Origin of the sequence: Sporosarcina sp. FSL K6-2383, assembly GCF_038618305.1 — a bacterium.
Classification (GTDB): Bacteria; Bacillota; Bacilli; order Bacillales_A; family Planococcaceae; genus Sporosarcina.
The window spans coordinates 3260694-3278018 of the sequence record NZ_CP152017.1; the positions used below are offsets into that span (position 1 = coordinate 3260694).

Annotated in this window: 17 protein-coding genes; 4 read left to right on the forward strand and 13 right to left on the reverse strand. The window is 38.6% G+C overall.

What is annotated here, in order from left to right:
* Window positions 1-11: 11 nt before the first annotated feature.
* From MKZ10_RS16485 to MKZ10_RS16495, 3 genes are all read right to left on the reverse strand, one after another.
* Entirely contained in the window at window positions 12-833 is an 822-nt protein-coding gene (locus tag MKZ10_RS16485) for a carbohydrate ABC transporter permease (RefSeq protein WP_342506012.1), read from the reverse strand.
* A gap of 21 nt (window positions 834-854) precedes the next feature.
* Window positions 855-1733: a sugar ABC transporter permease gene (locus MKZ10_RS16490; RefSeq protein ID WP_342506013.1), complete on the reverse strand. Its 879-nt coding sequence runs from the start codon at window positions 1731-1733 to the stop codon at window positions 855-857.
* Between the two features lie 229 nt (window positions 1734-1962).
* Window positions 1963-3252: an extracellular solute-binding protein gene (locus tag MKZ10_RS16495; RefSeq protein ID WP_342506015.1), complete on the reverse strand. Its 1290-nt coding sequence runs from the start codon at window positions 3250-3252 to the stop codon at window positions 1963-1965.
* 297 nt (window positions 3253-3549) lie between these two features.
* Between MKZ10_RS16495 and MKZ10_RS16500 the strand changes: the two genes are divergently transcribed.
* A complete protein-coding gene (locus MKZ10_RS16500; RefSeq protein ID WP_342506017.1) occupies window positions 3550-4752 on the forward strand; it encodes an ROK family protein in 1203 nt (400 codons plus the stop codon).
* Between the two features lie 93 nt (window positions 4753-4845).
* Window positions 4846-6468 carry a glycoside hydrolase family 43 protein gene (locus tag MKZ10_RS16505; protein WP_342506019.1) on the forward strand — a complete coding sequence of 541 codons (1623 nt, stop codon included), beginning with the start codon at window positions 4846-4848 and terminating at the stop codon, window positions 6466-6468.
* 111 nt (window positions 6469-6579) lie between these two features.
* On the opposite strand, the gene MKZ10_RS16510 is transcribed toward MKZ10_RS16505, so the two are convergent.
* From MKZ10_RS16510 to MKZ10_RS16530, 5 genes are all read right to left on the reverse strand, one after another.
* Complete coding sequence (locus MKZ10_RS16510) at window positions 6580-7005, reverse strand: hypothetical protein (RefSeq protein WP_342506021.1); 426 nt, start codon at window positions 7003-7005, stop codon at window positions 6580-6582.
* Window positions 7006-7065: 60 nt separating this feature from the next.
* Window positions 7066-8073 carry a hypothetical protein gene (locus MKZ10_RS16515; protein ID WP_342506023.1) on the reverse strand — a complete coding sequence of 336 codons (1008 nt, stop codon included), beginning with the start codon at window positions 8071-8073 and terminating at the stop codon, window positions 7066-7068.
* 109 nt (window positions 8074-8182) lie between these two features.
* Entirely contained in the window at window positions 8183-8758 is a 576-nt protein-coding gene (locus MKZ10_RS16520) for a hypothetical protein (RefSeq protein WP_342506025.1), read from the reverse strand.
* A gap of 190 nt (window positions 8759-8948) precedes the next feature.
* A complete protein-coding gene (gene proC / locus MKZ10_RS16525) occupies window positions 8949-9740 on the reverse strand; it encodes a pyrroline-5-carboxylate reductase (RefSeq protein ID WP_342506026.1) in 792 nt (263 codons plus the stop codon).
* Window positions 9727-10620 (reverse strand): DMT family transporter, encoded by an 894-nt coding sequence (locus MKZ10_RS16530; RefSeq protein ID WP_342506028.1) that lies wholly within the window; start codon window positions 10618-10620, stop codon window positions 9727-9729. Before MKZ10_RS16530 ends, proC begins: the two co-directional genes overlap by 14 nt.
* Before the next feature lie 190 nt (window positions 10621-10810).
* Between MKZ10_RS16530 and MKZ10_RS16535 the strand changes: the two genes are divergently transcribed.
* Window positions 10811-11698, forward strand: a complete 888-nt coding sequence (locus tag MKZ10_RS16535; RefSeq protein ID WP_342510259.1) for a LysR family transcriptional regulator — start codon at window positions 10811-10813, stop codon at window positions 11696-11698.
* A 125-nt stretch (window positions 11699-11823) separates the two neighbouring features.
* Here the strand turns inward: MKZ10_RS16535 and MKZ10_RS16540 are convergent, their stop codons facing one another.
* The gene (locus MKZ10_RS16540; RefSeq protein WP_342506030.1) at window positions 11824-12399 is read right to left on the reverse strand and encodes a hypothetical protein; all 576 of its coding nucleotides are present in this window, start codon (window positions 12397-12399) and stop codon (window positions 11824-11826) included.
* A 234-nt stretch (window positions 12400-12633) separates the two neighbouring features.
* Between MKZ10_RS16540 and MKZ10_RS16545 the strand changes: the two genes are divergently transcribed.
* Window positions 12634-13473 carry a YitT family protein gene (locus MKZ10_RS16545; protein WP_342506032.1) on the forward strand — a complete coding sequence of 280 codons (840 nt, stop codon included), beginning with the start codon at window positions 12634-12636 and terminating at the stop codon, window positions 13471-13473.
* A gap of 191 nt (window positions 13474-13664) precedes the next feature.
* On the opposite strand, the gene MKZ10_RS16550 is transcribed toward MKZ10_RS16545, so the two are convergent.
* Genes MKZ10_RS16550 through MKZ10_RS16565 form a run of 4 tightly spaced genes read right to left on the reverse strand, consistent with a single transcriptional unit; the run spans window position 13665 to window position 17259 of the window.
* Window positions 13665-14375, reverse strand: a complete 711-nt coding sequence (locus MKZ10_RS16550; RefSeq protein ID WP_342506034.1) for a lactate utilization protein C — start codon at window positions 14373-14375, stop codon at window positions 13665-13667.
* Window positions 14372-15796: a LutB/LldF family L-lactate oxidation iron-sulfur protein gene (locus tag MKZ10_RS16555; RefSeq protein WP_342506036.1), complete on the reverse strand. Its 1425-nt coding sequence runs from the start codon at window positions 15794-15796 to the stop codon at window positions 14372-14374. The genes MKZ10_RS16550 and MKZ10_RS16555 overlap by 4 nt, the downstream gene beginning before the upstream one ends.
* Window positions 15797-15811: 15 nt before the next feature.
* Window positions 15812-16528: a (Fe-S)-binding protein gene (locus MKZ10_RS16560; protein ID WP_342506038.1), complete on the reverse strand. Its 717-nt coding sequence runs from the start codon at window positions 16526-16528 to the stop codon at window positions 15812-15814.
* A 14-nt stretch (window positions 16529-16542) separates the two neighbouring features.
* Window positions 16543-17259 (reverse strand): FadR/GntR family transcriptional regulator, encoded by a 717-nt coding sequence (locus MKZ10_RS16565; RefSeq protein WP_342506040.1) that lies wholly within the window; start codon window positions 17257-17259, stop codon window positions 16543-16545.
* Window positions 17260-17325 lie beyond the last annotated feature (66 nt).

A 17325-nucleotide genomic window follows, 5' to 3' on the forward strand; every position in this document is an offset into this window, starting at 1 on the left:
TTCTTGTGATTTTATCCCTTCACTGCACTAGCAGAAATCCCTTCAACAACTTTATTACTAAAGAAGATGAATGCAATAATAATCGGCAATACACTAATAATGAGTGTCGCTCCAATTGCGCCCCAATCTGTCATATATTGTCCGATAAAGTTTTGGATCCCAACTGTTAGTGTTTTATATCTTTCCGAACTGATAAACGTATTGACAAATACAAACTCATTCCAGTTATAAATCATGTTAATGACGACAGTCGTAGACATAACCGGTGTTGTCATCGGAAGAATGATTCTGAAAAACAAGCGATGAATAGAAGCACCATCTATAATTGCCGCCTCTTCTATTTCACGGGGCAAGGTGTAATAGAAACCAAGTAAAATCATCATTGTGATTGGTAAATTATAGGATGTATAAGTGATAACAATCGAAAAAGGATTATCAATTAAATTTACACTTAGAAACATACTAAAAAGCGGGATTAAAGCAGAGTGGATTGGAATCATGAGCCCAACCATAAATAACCCCAATACAAAACCACTTAACTTCCATTTCATTCTTGTAAGCGCGAAAGCTGCCATACTTGCAAACAGCACAGTTAAGACAATTGCCAAACCAGTAATCCAAACACTGTTGAAGAAATAGGTCCCAATTCCGCCTTCCCATACTTTTAAATAATTTTCCCATCTGAATTCTGATGGCAAAGCAAATGGGGAGCCTGCAAATATCTCTTTATTACTTTTCAGTGAAAATATAAAGAGCCAAATTAGCGGAAGGATTTGAAATAACGCCACCACTCCTAGACATACATAGAGAATAAAATAACCTATACGTCTCATTTTTCTAACCACCTTCTACGATTAGTATTCTATTGGGTCCTTAGAAGTAGAGAGTTTACGAACAATAACCGTTACGATGATCGTAATAATCAACAATAAGAAACCAATTGCACTTCCATAGCCGAAATCATAACTCGCAAATGCCAATTTATACATATAGGATGCCATAACCTCGCTTGCCCCGTTTGGTCCACCACCGGTCATTACATAAATTAGATCAAAGTATTTCAAGGATCCAACAATTGCCAGTATAACCGTGACACTCACAACCTCTTTGATTAAAGGTAGCTTTATCTTGAGTGCAATTTGGAAAGCAGATGCACCATCAATTTTAGCCGCCTCTATCATAGACTCTGGGATGTTTTTCAACGCTGCATAGTAGATTAATATGTAAAAACCAGCATATTGCCATAAAATCGGAATAAAAATTGCAAATAACACAATAGAAGGCTCTGCCAGCCATGCAGGTGGATTGGCGATACCGATTTTAACAAGAATTTCATTCAACATTCCATTTGACGGATTATAAACTTTAATCCATAATTGTGCGATCGCAACTGATGATAACAGCATTGGAATGAGGTAAATCTTTCTTAACAAATCGGAACCTTTTATTTTTGAAGCTAATATTAATGAAACTAGCAAATAAAGCGCTAAGCTAAGTGTTGAAAATATTGCTAATAAAAATGAGTGATAGGCACTGCTCCAAAATTTTAAATCCTTAATTCCATTTATATAGTTTTCTAACCCGATGAACTTCATGGCACCAATGCCATCCCAGTCCATTAATCCATAATACCCTGTCAAAACCAGGGGGATGAATATCAATACTGTAATTAACAAAAATGCTGGCAAGGTATACAAAGCAATATGTAGCTTATTAGACATTACTTTATTCATTACATTCACCCCATATCTTATGAAGTAGAAGAGGACATTCCGAAGCGATGGATATGTCCTCTTCATTGATCAATTGCGCAACGGCGTAATTGTGTTGGGATTTTGAATTGTGCACAGCACAATTCACTCCCCAAAAATCCCTAACATCCGCCGGAGGCTTAACTTGAATCAGCAGGGAATTTGAACTTCTGCTGAATCAAGTTAAGTCAAGCCTCACGTAACTAATTTACTATTTCGATAGTGCGTCTTCATGCAATTTTGCAAATTCTTCTGGCGTGATACTATTGCCAAAGAGCGCTTGAATTGCGTCTAGATGTGTTTGGGCTACTCCCGGACTCATTTGAACGTCTGCAAACAACGTAATATTAGATGCTGAATTTAATTCTTCAAAAATGTCGATATACATTTCTGGAAGATCCAAGGATGAAATATCCATTTTAGACGCTGAGATTACACCAGCATCCGTAACAGATTTCTCTCCCCATTCCTTCACAAAAAATGCTGCGAATTTCTTAGCTTCCTCTTTTACATCTGAATCTTCTGCGACGAATAATCCAACCCCAGTTCCTCCAACAAAGCTATCCATATCCCCTTTGCCATCTACAGTCGGGAAGTTAAGGTAGCCGATTGAATCCTTAAATTCTTGAGGAACATCTTCATTTGTTGTGAAGTTAGGTAGTTCCCAAGTACCCATTAAATACATAGCTGCTTGTTCATTCATAAACATACCTTTAGCTTCATCATTCGTAAGTCCATTAAACCCTTTGATAAACCCATTTTCATTCACAAGGTTTTGAACTTTTTCTGCTGCTTCTATTAAAGCAGGGTCCTCAAATGTCCCAGATCTATCAATTGCTGCATTCAAAACATTTGCGCCGCCAATTCTGTCAGCAAGATACATATACCACAACGAACCCGTCCAAGCATCTTTGTTCCCTAAAGCAATTGGCTGAATACCATCTTCGTTAAATACTTTTATTACATTTTCTAGTTCTTCATACGTTTTCGGTGCTTCAAGATTACGCTCCTCAAACATTGCTTTATTATAATAGATTGTCGCTATGTTCAATTCTAGTGGAAGACCATAAGTGACCCCGTCCAGTGCATAAGCCTCCGCTGTTCCGGGAATGAATGTATCACTTAATTCTTTCTCAATTAAATCATCTAATGGTGCAAACATATTTCCACCTACATAAGGCTCTAAATATCCTGCTGCCCATGTCATTCCCACATCCGGAAGCTCTTTTGAAGTTGAAAGAACTTTTATCTTATCTTTGTACTGCTCATTACTTAACACTTCTACATCAATTTTTACGCCTTCGTTTTCCTTTTCAAAATCGGCAATAATTTCAGTTACAATTTCATGGTGCTGCTTCGAGCTTCCTTCAGGCCACAAATGCATAAACTTAACTTCTTTATCGCTAGATGAATTACCCGAATCTGAATCTGAACATCCTGCTAATACAACTGATAATACTAAAGCTAACATCAATGTCGTCAAAATATTCCTTCTTTTCATTCCTCATTCCCCCTAACAATTTTTGGATGCGCTTTCATCATATCAAAACTTAAGTTGTTCGTCTAGTGGACAAACTAAGTTTTTAGTATAAAATATAAAGAGATGGTGCTTATCTACTTTTTCTTTAAATATGCTGTACACTAAATAACATCGCTGATAAAAGGATTACGTGTAACATCCAGCTTTAGTTACGGCAAGATATCCCCTGTTCTATAGCATGACAATCAGATATCTAAGAAATTGTTATTCAATGCCATTTTATTTTTCAAAAATTAAAGGGAGAAAGGACTAGATATAGTGAAATTAAAATCGAGTGAAACCTGGAATCAGCATGTTGTAAAAAAAGGTAATAAGTCACTTATTCTTGATAAAATTAAAGATAGTTCCCCTATTTCTAGAGCAACGGTCGCAAGCCAAACCGGGCTTAATAAAGGAACTGTTTCATCATTAGTGAGCGAATTAATCGAAGATCACTTAATTTATGAATCTGGTCCTGGCAAATCTAGCGGTGGAAGAAGACCAGTCATGCTGTTATTTAATAATGATGCTGGATACTCCATAGGATTAGATTTAGGAGTCAATTACTTATTGGGTGTTTTAACTGATTTAGATGGAAATGTTCATCATGAAAAAATGCTCACATTTACAAATCTTACGTATAACGATATTGAATCAAAACTATTCAGTGTCATTGATTATCTCATCGCTAATGCGCCCGCAAGCCCTCACGGTATTATTGGAATCGGCATTGGAGTACCTGGGATTGTCGCCAAAAATGGCGAAATATTGCTTGCGCCTAACCTTAACTGGGAAAATATAGATTTGAAAACGGTGATTGAAAAAAGGTACGACTTGCCTGTCATTGTAGAAAACGAAGCAAATGCAGGGGCATACGGCGAGAAAAAGTTTGGCGTAGGAAAAGATTTTAAAAATATCATTTATGTCAGTGCGGGCATTGGTATCGGTGTTGGACTTATTTTAAATGGTGAATTATACAAAGGCAATAATGGGTTTTCAGGCGAGCTTGGCCATATGACCATACAAGTAGACGGTGCCCCATGTCGCTGCGGGAATGAAGGATGTTGGGAATTATATGCTTCGGAAAAAGCTTTACTGAATAACGCCAAAAAATTAACGCTTTCTCCCCCATCTGAAGAAGATTTTTGTTTAGCCAGCTTAGTAGAGCTTGCTGAAAATGGCGATGAAGAGGTCATTGAATTATTTGCGCAAACTGGAGATTATTTAGGTGTTGGCATAAATAATATTATTAACATCTTCAATCCACAGCAAGTTATTATTGGAAATCGATTGGCTACTTCCCAAAAGTGGCTCTCAAAATCACTAAATAAACGAGTAACCAATCAAGCCTTGTGGTTTCAACAAAGTGATTTGCAAATAAATTTTTCTGAATTATCAACACACTCAACAGCTTTGGGAATGGCTGCCTTCTCAATCGAAAACTTTTTAAGGTTTAGCATTCAAGATAGGAACTTGGTTTAAATACTATTCATACATTGATGTTTCCGTAACTCAATTAATTTTCGCGATGATTTGAATAGAAAATTAAAAAACATATGCAAAGGGGTAATTACATTGACAATTATTACGAATCCGATTTTGCCAGGTTTTAATCCAGATCCAAGTATTTGCCGTGTAGGAGAAGACTATTATATTGCCGTTTCTACTTTCGAATGGTTCCCAGGTGTCGGGATTTATCACTCGAAGGACTTGAAGAATTGGCGTTTACTTTCGCGTCCTCTTAATCGAATCAGTCAGTTAAATATGATGGGGAATCCAAATTCAGGTGGTGTGTGGGCGCCTCAACTATCCTATAGTGACGATAAGTTTTGGCTAATCTACACTGATGTAAAGGTTACGGAAGGTAAATGGAAAGATTGTCATAATTACCTTGTCACTTCCGATACGATTGACGGAGAATGGTCAGAGCCAACTTACTTAAACAGCTCAGGCTTCGATCCATCTTTATATCATGACGAAGATGGCAAGAAATACTTAGCAAATATGTTATGGGATCACCGTGATGAAAAACATAGCTTTTATGGCATTGTGCTACAAGAATTTGATGCTAAACTACAAAAGTTAATTGGCAAAAAAGAAATCATCTTTAAAGGTACGGATCTTAAATTAGTCGAGGCACCACATATTTATAAAATCGATGACTATTATTACTTGTTAACCGCTGAAGGTGGAACGAAATATGATCATGCAGCTACAATTGCACGCTCAAAAAATCTCTGGGGCCCCTATGAAGTACATCCAGAGAATCCTTTAATTACATCATGGCCTTATCCTAGAAATCCACTTCAAAAATCCGGCCATGCCTCAATTGTTAAAACTCATACGGATGAGTGGTTTTTAGTCCACTTAACAGGAAGACCTTTGCCAAAGGATCAGGAGCCGATATTAGAAGTGCGTGGCTATTGCCCACTTGGTCGGGAAACGGCTATTCAAAGGTTAGAATGGAAAGACGGTTGGCCTTATGTTGTGGGGGGCAATGGACCTTCTCTTGAAATTTTAGGACCTGCTATAGAAGAAGTGAAATGGGAAAATGATTATGATGAAAAAGATGATTTTAACGCAGATACATTAAATGCTCATTTTCAATCGTTGCGCATTCCATTAGGTGAGAAAATTGTTTCGTTAAAGGATAATCCTGGTCACCTACGCCTGTATGGGAAAGAATCACTGACTTCAAAGTTCACTCAAGCTTTTATCGCAAGACGTTGGCAGCATTTTAATTTTACAGCGGAAACCAAGGTAGCTTTTAATCCCGACACGTTCCAACAATCTGCCGGCTTAGTGAACTACTACAATACAGAAAACTGGACGTCTCTTCAGATTTCCTGGCATGAAGGGAAAGGAAGAATTCTCGAACTGAGCACTTGCGATAACTTTACATTCGCTGAACCACTTCAAGGTGAAGAAATTGTAATTCCTGATCATGTCGAATACGTTTACCTACGTGCTGAAGTGAAAACAACGATGTACCAGTATTCTTATTCTTTTGATGGGGAGAATTGGACGAGTATTCCTGTAAAATTTGAAGCCCGCAAGCTGTCTGATGATTATATCGAAGGTGGTGGATTCTTTACCGGGGCATTCGTCGGGATGCAGTGCCAAGATACATCAGGTCAAAATCTACACGCTGATTTCGATTATTTTGTTTATCTGAGTTCAGCAGAAACCCTCAGCTGAACTCAGATAAAGCCTTCGGCGGATGTCAGGGATTTTGAAGGGAGTCAATTGAGCAAGCTCAATTCAAAATCCCGACGCAATTACGCTGAGGCGTAATTGATAAAAAAGAAGCTAATTAAAGAAGGTAAAGAATCCATTTTGAGAAATTATCTTCAAAATGGATTCTTTTTTGATTTTAGATAAGTCATCGTATGATAGCCAGTCATTTCTTAGGGGAACAGTACGCCCATTTTTTAAGTACAGTATTATTTGCTTTCCGATTACCTCACCTTTGTTTATGTCACTGTATCTGATTCTTTTCTTACCAAGGGATATCTTTCTAAGATGTATCGTTAATGTTTCGTCTTGTAAAGTTAAGTAAGTCTGGTCTGGCATTCTTGTCAGGAATCTCCAACCAACAATAGCGGCTGTTATTCCTGCAATCAGAGAAAAGAAAGAACTGTAATATCCAGCACCCCAAAATTGTAATGCCGCAAAGAGAAACCATATAATCGCACTTCTTTTCCATATTGGACTTTCCGCTAATTTGATTTCCATTTCTAATCCCTTCTTTCCGGAATCACACTATTTTATTTTCATCAAGAAACACTAATGCAGCTATTCATTCAGAATGAAATCAAGTCCTTGTAGCTTCTCCTTAACCTCAGGATGCATCTGATTATCCTTTTCACTGATCAAATCGCTCGTTACCATTTCTTTGAATACACTGTGAATGGATGTTAACTGGTTCAATTGCTCAGCTGTTGGTGGCTTATTCACCATTTGGTTAAGCAAATCAATTGCACCATCTAAAGAAACATTCAGCTCTTGATTCAACTCCCCTACGATCCCTAACAATCCCTGAGCATTTAAAACATCAACTAAAATCGGCTCAATAATGGTCATTCTCTCCTGAGAATCCTGCAGCGTAGTCTCACTTGCCTCTAAAGCCACTAACGTTTTAGTTGTAAAAGCCATTTCCATTAAGTTGTAGGCATCCTCGAAAAAGCCATAGGATGCAGGATGATTGTAGTGATTCTGCATATTTTCTTTTTTATATACGGTTTCTTTCTGATATCCTTTTTCATTCTTATCGTATGTGAATTTTTGAACAGTTCTATCCGAATGTTGCGTTTTGAGCATCACAATCCCTGGTTTTCCATCAAATGTTGTCATACTAAAATCGATTGATCCTAACTGAACATAATCGTCAAAAAGTGGATAGGTTTTCTCACCGTCTTTTACTACCAATAACCATTTTTGTCCATCGTCCCAAGCAAAAAGGCCATTTTCCGACTTTCCTGCATTCACATACAACTCGATTATTTCTTCCTCATCATCTCCGTCAATGTCTAAAGCGGTTTTCTTATACAGCGTTTGTGGATAGGTTTCAATTTCTTTTGCTATAATCATTGCGTAATCATTATTTACTTGTTGATTCATTAATTGCTCATGCGCTTCTCTTTCCTCGGCTAGAGTATTTAACAGAGCATCATTTTCTACCTTAATCTGCTCGATTTGATTTTTTAATTCAGTAATTTCTTTGGGCTGATCTGCGTTTGACTGATCAGTGCACCCGACAAGAATACCTGCTAGGCATGCGATTCCTATTAAGCGTCTCTTCATTTTCCACCCTCCTCCACAAATTTTTCACTTGATACCAATATGACCTGATTGATGAAGGAAAGGTCTAATTAGACTTTCCGTCAATTGCGCTCGATTCTTTAATGAGTAGTTAAAATTCCTTCATTCGTATTTCAATTTCTGTCTCATGTTTCTTTACTAATTCGTTCAAGAAGTCATTGGCTGTTTTATTGTATATCTCTAATTCTTCTTCATTGAATCCATTTGGTTTACCAAACATTTTTTGCATATAGGCATTCATATATGCAATTTGTTCACTTCTAATTTCTACGTACTCCTTATAATACGCTTCAGGTTTCATGCCGAATTTTTGAGCCTGTGAATCAACAAACTTACCTATCGAGTTTCCGATTGGATCGTCTTTATCTTTTAGCGGAAGCATTAGCATCGCTTCCCTTTGTGAATGTATGTCGTCAGATACATCTAGATTCATTCTTTTAGCATCTTGAAGCATTAATTCCAGTTTTATAGTTCCTTCAATATTTTCTAACACATCTTCGTCAGAATATAAAAATCGTAGTTCACCTACTGTAATTTCCTTGTCTCTTACAATTGCCACAATATCGTTATCATTATAATCTTTTATATGCCGTTGAACACTTGAACTGCACCCTATCAGCGTAATAACGAAAGACAAAATAATACTATAAAGGGTAATTTTCTTCAAGAAAACACCTCCATTCTAAAAGTCTTACTACTTGTAATACGTTTCAAAGAGGCGGAATGTTTCAATATATTCACTCTTCAATAAGGTCCGTTTGTGGAACAGTAGTGATAAGTCTATCTCTTCATACACAAAAGGCTGTCCAGAAAATCAGTGAATGATTTCCAAAACAGCCCTATCTGTCTATTTACTCTTACACCATTGCCTTTTGGCGACATGCTTCAATCGCGTCAATCATTAAGTGGTCCAAATGGTTTATATCTAATACTTCTAAACCAGCGGCTGTTGAACCGCCAGGAGTCGCTACCGCATCCACCAATTCAGCAGGGGCTACATTTGTTTTTAGCATTTCTGCAGAACCGGCAATCATGTTGGCTACTAGCTTTCTTGCTTGCGCTTCACTGACACCTGACTCTATTGTTATTTGTTCAAGTGCTTCTGCTAGCCGATAAATAAATGCCGGGGCACTTGCAGTTACGGCGGTTAACTCATGAATTTGCCGCTCTGTCACTTTTTCAAATTCACCAATACCACAAATCAATTTCTCAATCCATTCTTGTTGCTCTTGATTCACATGTTGACCGAGTGCATACAAAGTCATGGACTTCCCTAATTTAGCCGCTGTATTCGGCATAACCCAAGCGACAGGCGTCCCCTTAGGAAGCTTGGACTCAAGATGAGTTGGATCGATTCCAGCCGCTACTGTAATGATGACTTGCTCTCGAATCGTTTCAGATAATTTTGCAAGGATGTCATCATGAGATGCTGGTGGCATCGCAAGAATAATGATATCCATCTTCCGTATCTCGTTTGACCAGTCATTGGTCGTTTCCACGTCAAAGGCTTCTTTCACCTCACGTAGCCGCCCTTCATTTCCACTGTTCCCGACAACAATGTCGAATTCGTTTTTGTCTAATCCTTTAATTAAGGCTTGAGCCATACGCCCTGCCCCGATAAATAATACTTGTTTTTTATTCATACTCACTGCGGTTCACCTTTTCTGTAGTTCTTCTGAATCTTGTTTCACTAACAATTGTAGAGCCTAATAACAGTAAACCACCAATCACTTGTAGTAAAGTGAATTGCTCCTGCAAAATCAATCCTGATATTAAAATAGCCACAAGGGGGTCAACATAGCTTAACATGGCTATACTTTGCCCTTTTAAATGTTCCATACCCGAGAAAAATAACCAAAATCCAATACCCGTGTTCACAATCCCCAAAAATAAAATGAAAGGAATTGATGATGAGGATACACTTAGCATATTTAGTCCTTCTGTCAAAAGAACATAAGGTAAAAGAATTAACGCTGTTACCCCTAATTGAATAATGGTCACTTCTAAACGATTCATTTCTTTGATAAATTTATTTAATAACATCAATGCAGCATAAAAGACAGCTGCAGTAATACCAAAAGTAATCCCTAGTAAATCGTCAGTCCCAGTTGCGCTAAACCCATTCCCTACAATGGAAATCATTCCGATAACTGCCACGACAATGCATATCACTTTTTTTATAGGCAATTTTTCTTTAAGAATGATAGGTGAAAGTAACATCACGAAAACAGGGGCAAAATAATACCCTAACGTAGCGTTTGTCAGTGTCGTATAATCGTAGGATTGATAAAGAAAAATCCAGTTGCCAGCCAATGCTATCCCCGATACAAAAAGGATAATTGCGTACTGCCTAATTTTTTTCCAAGAGAATTTATTTCTTTGACTAATATACACAATTGTTAAAAAGAGACAACCGATGGAGCTACTGAAAAGTGCTGTTTCACTTGAGGATAAATCAATGTATCTGACAACTAAACCAATTGTCCCAAAAATAATCATTGATAAAATAAACTGTATACTAGCTTTCATCTTCTACTCCTTCAAATCTGCGAAACAGCTTTTATTTCGCGGATCTATTTTTTATCTTAATCGCAGCACGATTATTACATGTTCAAAATTGATTTTTCTTTAGTAATAGCATAGCATGCAAGTATGTATTCCAGAATTGAATGTTAGTCATGACAAGCATGATAAAACGGAATGTCCAGGAGGTAAAATGATGAATATCCAAAAATATCTGGCATTTGTCAAAGCGGTAGAGTATGGAAGCTTTACAGGAGCTGCTGATGCATTAAACTATACGCAGTCTGGCATTAGCCGTATGATTGGCGATTTAGAAACGGAATGGGGAGTTTCGCTTTTTGAAAGAGGACATGCAGGTATCAGTTTAACATCTGATGGCTTAAAGTTACTGCCCCAGTTACAGCGAATCTGTAATGAGCATGAAATTTTACTGATGCATGTCGAGGAGTTACATGATTTGCAATCTGGGATGATCCGCATTGGAACATTTTCAAGTGTGGCAACCCATTGGCTACCTCATATGATTAAATTCTTTAAGAAGGACTATCCCAATATTGATTTTGAACTGCTGTTAGGGGATTATACAGAAATTGAAAACTGGATTATCGAAGGACGTGTTGATTTTGGATTTTTACGACTACCAACAAAAGCAAAAATGGAAACGATCTTTTTAGAACAGGACCGTTTGCTAGTCGTCATGCCTCAAGACCATCCACTTGCTAATTGCGATAAGTTTCCAATCAACGAATTAGTAAACAGTCCATTTATGCTATTGGAAAAGGGAGGGAATGCAGAAATATCCGAGATATTCGAGCAGCACGGAATTTCACCGCAAGTTCATTTTACAACATGGGATGACTATGCGATTATGTCTATGGTGGAAAACGGACTAGGCATCAGTATATTGCCAGAATTGATTTTACGGCGTATTCCTTATCAGATTATAGCGAAAGAGCTTGAAGTTCCTGCCTTTCGAACGATTGGTATTGCGATGAGAGAGCAAAAATCCCTTACAATTGCCGCCAAGAGATTTTTGGAGTATTTATCTTATAAAAAAGATGGGGGCCCGATTACGGAATTATGATTGATTAGATGATTTTGAAGACAAAACAGTGTGCACCCTTTGCTACACACTGTTTTGTTAGTTAGCTTGCAGCGTAATGACAGAGGACTAATGGATGCTGTTCTTCTGGTCCATTATATACTTTTTCACTCTTCTTCTTTCCAATTGTTCAATTTCTCCATCACGAGGTCATACGTTTTTTGTGAGATGTCTGGAAGTGTCCCACCTAACGCTTTCTTCGCCTCACTAAATCCTTCCTCAATCGCATTTTTCAGCAGTTCAAATTTGCTTTTGTCCCCTCCTGAAATAGCTTCGGCAAACTCCACAATGCGATCACTAACCTTTTCAGGGCTATACTCCCCACCCTCTCCGATTGCCGCCTGCGCATCCAAACGTGTCTGCTCATCTACAACGAGTTTTTTATCTCCATTCATCACATCTTTAAAACTCAAACCTTGTTCTTCAAGCATTTGACGAACTAAGTTCCGCAGATTTTCATAAGCAATGTTACTCTCCGCTTTAAGTCGCTCAATCGTATTCATATCCGCTTTGTACGTCGGCTTTGTGTAGGCAACACTTTGTTCCTTGTCAGACGGTATATACTCGTCCACTGGCTGCTTACCAGTTGATTCATTTTTCTTCTCCGCATCTTGTTTCACAGTAGTAGACTCTGGCATTTGAGGTGTTCTAAAAGTAGATTGGTTCGGTGTAATCTTCATCATTTTTCCTCCTTCATCTGTATTTATTAGATTCCTTACATTCTATATCGGCATGTAAATCCATACTTTCAGACTATTGCGTGAAAATGTGAAGATGACGATTACAAAAAGTAAAAGTATCTGTACAAATTAGTAGCAGCCAGATGAGTACAAGGACTACTACTAGTGTATGATAGGATGAATAACTATTTCTGAATGTGTTCAGAACTTGGTGCACTTGTAGATTGGTGGGATTTTATGAAAAAAAGAATCATTGACTTGTTATTTATTATTGCAGGTTCTTTTATTTTTGCATTAGCTGTGAACCTTTTTGTTATTCCGAATGACCTCGGAGAAGGTGGTGTCACCGGGCTAACCATTATTGCATATTATTTATTTGAATGGTCTCCAGGACTTGTGAACTTAATCCTCAATAGTCTTTTGTTAGTCGTAGGCTATAAGTTTTTAAGTAAAAACACAACCATCTATACCATTATCGCTGTACTGTTCAATTCTTTGTTTTTACATATAACGTCAGATTGGCGTATCGCATCCGATGAAATCATTGTCAATGCAATCTTTGGTGGTGTATTTGCGGGAGTTGGGATTGGCCTGATCATCCGAGTCGGCGGCACGACAGCAGGTTCTACCATTCTTGCGAGTATGACCCATAAGTATCTTGGTTGGAGCATTAGCTACGGCTTACTATTTTTCGACTTGATTGTCGCTTTCTCTTCTTATTTTATTATCGGTGCTGAAAAACTGATGCTGACGATTTTGATGCTGTACATCGGTACAAAAGTGATGGAATTCATTATCGAAGGTTTCAACACTCGGAAAGCTGTCACAATCATTTCCAAAAATCCAGACAAAATTGCGCAACAAGTGAACGAAATTATGGATCGGGGAGTGACTGTCTATTCTGGTCACGGCTACTATTCAAAGGAGAAAAAAGATATCCTTTACATTGTAATTAGCAGCCCTGAAGTTGTGCGTTTGAAAAAAATCGTCAAAGTAGCAGATCCGGATGCTTTTGTTGCCATTCACGATGTACGTGACGTTTTTGGTGAAGGGTTTAGGGAAATTGCAAAGTCTTGAAGGTGAACAGCTGATATCGGAAATACCTTTATGCCATTAGACTCTTATATTTCCAGGAATAAATTCAAGTCTACAGCATGTGATTTGGCGTTCTTACAAATTGGGGTATTGCATGCGCCCCAGTTGGTATGGCTATAATTAATCGATCCATATTTATATGAGTACATACCCGATTCACTGCTTATTTTGATTTATTTATCATCCACAACAATATAAGTTGCCTCCACTGGTCCATGCACACCAACAATGAGATTCATTTCAATATCTGCGCTGTTACTTGGTCCAGAAATAAAACTTACACATGACGTGACTTCCCGCCCTTGTTGACTGGCGTCGTGAATTTGTTTCACTGCTTGTGTCATTCTTGGAACGATTGTGCTTTTAGGTATAATGACAACGTGAACCCTTGGTAATAGACTAATGGAACGACCATTGTCTTTATCGTTGAATAAAGTTACCGTACCGGACTCTGCCAGTGTGATATCACTAAATGTGATGCCTACATCAGCTTGTTCAGCAAACATCTGGTTTTCCTTTCCAATAGTAGCATCCCAAAGTCGTACATCCACACCACTGTTTTGGAGTTCTTCATATATTGTATTTAGTCCAAATTTCATATTCCGATGATCGGTCGCAGCAATCACTTTTTGCCCCTCATGCGCCTGAATTACTTCTTTCAGCATTTTGGATAAACCATCTTGATTCGTCCGCTTAAAATGCGTATGGATGACTTTGCATTGTTTTTCCAATACTTCGACCAGTTCGTCTTGAGAATAATCTTTATAAACATCCCATTGGGGAGATAAGCTCCATGTAGGTCGTACGACTCCTTCTGTCATGCGAGGTCTACCAAGGTTATTTGCTAATTTATCCAAAAAAGTGTCCCTGTTTTGAATACTCATTGCGTCCCCTCTCCTTTTTGACGTTCTTTAAACCAAGAACGAAACGTTTGTTTACTTGGAGCCGGAAAATCACGCTGTGCTGTCCAGCCCTTTAGGGGACCTGGACCGTTCGTTATCATTTCATCCTTTGTCCAAGGTTTAAGTGCATTACGCGCCAATTTTGTGCTCAATTTGTATGCTGCTGGATGGGAAGACCATTTCACAAAACCGTCCATTGCCACTTTTTCTATCACTGGGGATTTTTTTTGTTCAACCATAATTTCACGATGGCGAATTAATTGATTATGAAGTGGAATTTTCACAGGACAGACATCTGTACAAGCCGCGCATAGCGTAGAAGCATGTGGAAGTTCTTTATGTTTTTCATAGCCATCTAGTAAAGGCGTAAGCACTGCACCGATCGGACCCGGATAAATCGAGCCATATGCATGCCCACCAATATGACGATATACCGGACAAACATTAATGCAAGCGGCACAACGGATACAGTGAAGCGCTGATTGAAATTCGGTACCTAGAATTTTAGAACGACCATTGTCGACAATGACTAAATGATACTCTTCAGGTCCATCGACTTCCCCTTCCAAACGCGTCCCTGTAATCGCGGTGACATAGCTCGTTAGTTTTTGTCCTACAGCCGATCTTGTTAATAAACTAACTAGCACATCTAATTCTTCCCACGTAGGAACAATGCGCTCCATTCCCATTACCGTAATTTGTGTATCCGGTAATGATGTCGTCAACCGGGCATTTCCTTCATTCGTCACAAAGGTAACTGCACCAGATTCGGCAACGGCAAAGTTACATCCTGTAATTCCTATATCCGCCGACAAAAAATCTTTTCGCAATTGCTCGCGAGCAAATAATCCTAACTCCTCTGGGGAATTGGATTTATCATAGCCTCTTTTTTCAACAAAGGACTGCCTGATTTGATCTTTATTCAGATGCAAAGCCGGCGTGACAATATGCGAGGGAACATCCCCATCTAATTGCAAAATCCACTCACCCAGATCTGTTTCAACGACTTCTGCGCCAGCTTCTTGAAGTGCTTTATTGAGACCAATTTCCTCTGTAACCATCGATTTGGATTTCACGATTTTTTTTGCCTGTTTATTTTTCACAACTTCTTTAATATAGTTATTCGCATCTTCTGCTGTTTCGGCAAAAAATACATGGCCACCACGTTTGGATAGATTATCACTTAATTGATGTAGATAAAAATCGATATGTTGCAACGTGTGTGTACGAATCTCTTCGCCCAACGAACGCCACTCTTCCCAGTTTCCTAATTCTTCCGCTGCATCCACCCGCCGGCTTCTAAAACGCCCCTGCGCGGAGGCGACGGAGTTCAGCATAAAATCATTTTCAATGCCTTCTTGTACACGCTCATTGAATGAACCACTTTTAATTTGAATACTCATCAAATTCCCCTCCTTCTAACAATGGTTTAAGATTTCAGCGAGATGGATCACTTTAACATTGCGCCCTTCTCTCGACAAACGTCCACCGATATTCATTAAGCAAGCCATATCTCCACCGACCAAATACTCTGCCTCTGTTTCCACTACATGGTCTACCTTTTCTTGCACCATTTCCCCTGAAATAACGGAATTCTTAACAGAGAAAGTTCCACCAAACCCACAACAATCTTCGCCTTGTGGAAGGTCCACCAGTTCCACACCTTGTATGGATTCTAATAGTTTACGTGGTGCATCTTTTACTCCTAAAAGACGCGTCATATGACAAGACGGATGGTATGTCACTTTCCCTTTAAAAGTAGAACCGACATCAACAACACCCATCACGTCAACAAGAAATTGGGTCAGCTCAAACGATTTTTCCGCTAATTTCTTAGCTTCCTCCGCCCATTCAGAATCCTCACGAAAAATCGTCTCGTACTCTCGTAACATGGCAACGCAAGATCCTGATGGTCCGACAACATACTCTGCATCTTTAAATGTTTTCATCATATGTTTCATTGTTTTTTTTGTGTTTTCTAAATAACCACTGTTATAAGCCGGCTGACCACAACATGTTTGTGCTTCTGGAAAATCAACCTCACACCCTACCCGTTCCAAAACTTCGACCGTATCTTTCCCCACATTTGAAGAGAATATGTCGCACATACATGTAATAAATAAAGAGACCTTCATCTGATTCACCTCTATTATTTTCTAAATTCTATATACTTCTCTAATGACTTTTCAACGTTACGCAAATGATCTAACATATATTGTTCGGCTTGGTCAGGCTGCCTTTCTTTGATGGCATCATATATTAAGTGGTGCTCATTAATGAGTGAAACTGTCTTTTTTTCTGAATGAATTAAGATTTCTCTAGTTTCTCGCAATACGGTAAGCATGACCTCTGAAACTGAACGCATTAAATGAATCAAGACTTGATTATGCGTTGCATCAGCAACTGCCATATGGAAACGCATATCAGCCTCTTCACCTATATCCCCACTTCTTTCAGCATTCTCCATTTCTCCAATCGCTTGTTGTAGCGACAGTAAATCGTTATCTTGATGATAAAGTGCTGCGGATCTTGCTGCACCTACTTCAAGAATTTTGCGTACTTCATATAATTCTTTAATGTCTTCTTTTTTCATTAACATTCCAACCGTTACAGGCAAAGTAAAGTTAGATGGATCGAATTCCGTGACGAATGTGCCTTCACCTTGGCGCATCGAAACCAAACCCATCGCCCGCATACCACTCAGTGCCTCTCTAACTGCGGAACGGCTGACATCAAAAGTTTGTGCGAGCTGTTCTACAGATTCAAGTCGATCTCCCGGGTTTAATTCCCCATCTTTTATCATTTGGATAAGTGAATCTGCCACTTCTTCGTAAATTTTTTTCGCTTGAATCCGTCTCGTTCCCACTATACACTCCCCTAACAGCATTATGATTTACTCATAAGGTCATCTGATGACTTCATATTAACACAT

Excerpts from the sequence above, each read along its gene's own strand:
- MKZ10_RS16485 (WP_342506012.1), bottom strand. The coding sequence starts at position 833 with ATGAGACGTATAGGTTATTTTATTCTCTATGTATGTCTAGGAGTGGTG.
- MKZ10_RS16495 (WP_342506015.1), bottom strand. The coding sequence starts at position 3,252 with ATGAAAAGAAGGAATATTTTGACGACATTGATGTTAGCTTTAGTATTA.
- MKZ10_RS16530 (WP_342506028.1), bottom strand. The coding sequence starts at position 10,620 with ATGAAAGCTAGTATACAGTTTATTTTATCAATGATTATTTTTGGGACA.
- MKZ10_RS16535 (WP_342510259.1), top strand. The coding sequence starts at position 10,811 with ATGAATATCCAAAAATATCTGGCATTTGTCAAAGCGGTAGAGTATGGA.
- MKZ10_RS16555 (WP_342506036.1), bottom strand. The coding sequence starts at position 15,796 with ATGAGTATTCAAATTAAAAGTGGTTCATTCAATGAGCGTGTACAAGAA.
- MKZ10_RS16545 (WP_342506032.1), top strand. The coding sequence starts at position 12,634 with ATGAAAAAAAGAATCATTGACTTGTTATTTATTATTGCAGGTTCTTTT.
- MKZ10_RS16560 (WP_342506038.1), bottom strand. The coding sequence starts at position 16,528 with ATGAAGGTCTCTTTATTTATTACATGTATGTGCGACATATTCTCTTCA.
- MKZ10_RS16540 (WP_342506030.1), bottom strand. The coding sequence starts at position 12,399 with ATGATGAAGATTACACCGAACCAATCTACTTTTAGAACACCTCAAATG.
- MKZ10_RS16490 (WP_342506013.1), bottom strand. The coding sequence starts at position 1,733 with ATGAATAAAGTAATGTCTAATAAGCTACATATTGCTTTGTATACCTTG.
- MKZ10_RS16550 (WP_342506034.1), bottom strand. The coding sequence starts at position 14,375 with ATGAGTATTCAAAACAGGGACACTTTTTTGGATAAATTAGCAAATAAC.
- MKZ10_RS16510 (WP_342506021.1), bottom strand. The coding sequence starts at position 7,005 with ATGGAAATCAAATTAGCGGAAAGTCCAATATGGAAAAGAAGTGCGATT.
- MKZ10_RS16515 (WP_342506023.1), bottom strand. The coding sequence starts at position 8,073 with ATGAAGAGACGCTTAATAGGAATCGCATGCCTAGCAGGTATTCTTGTC.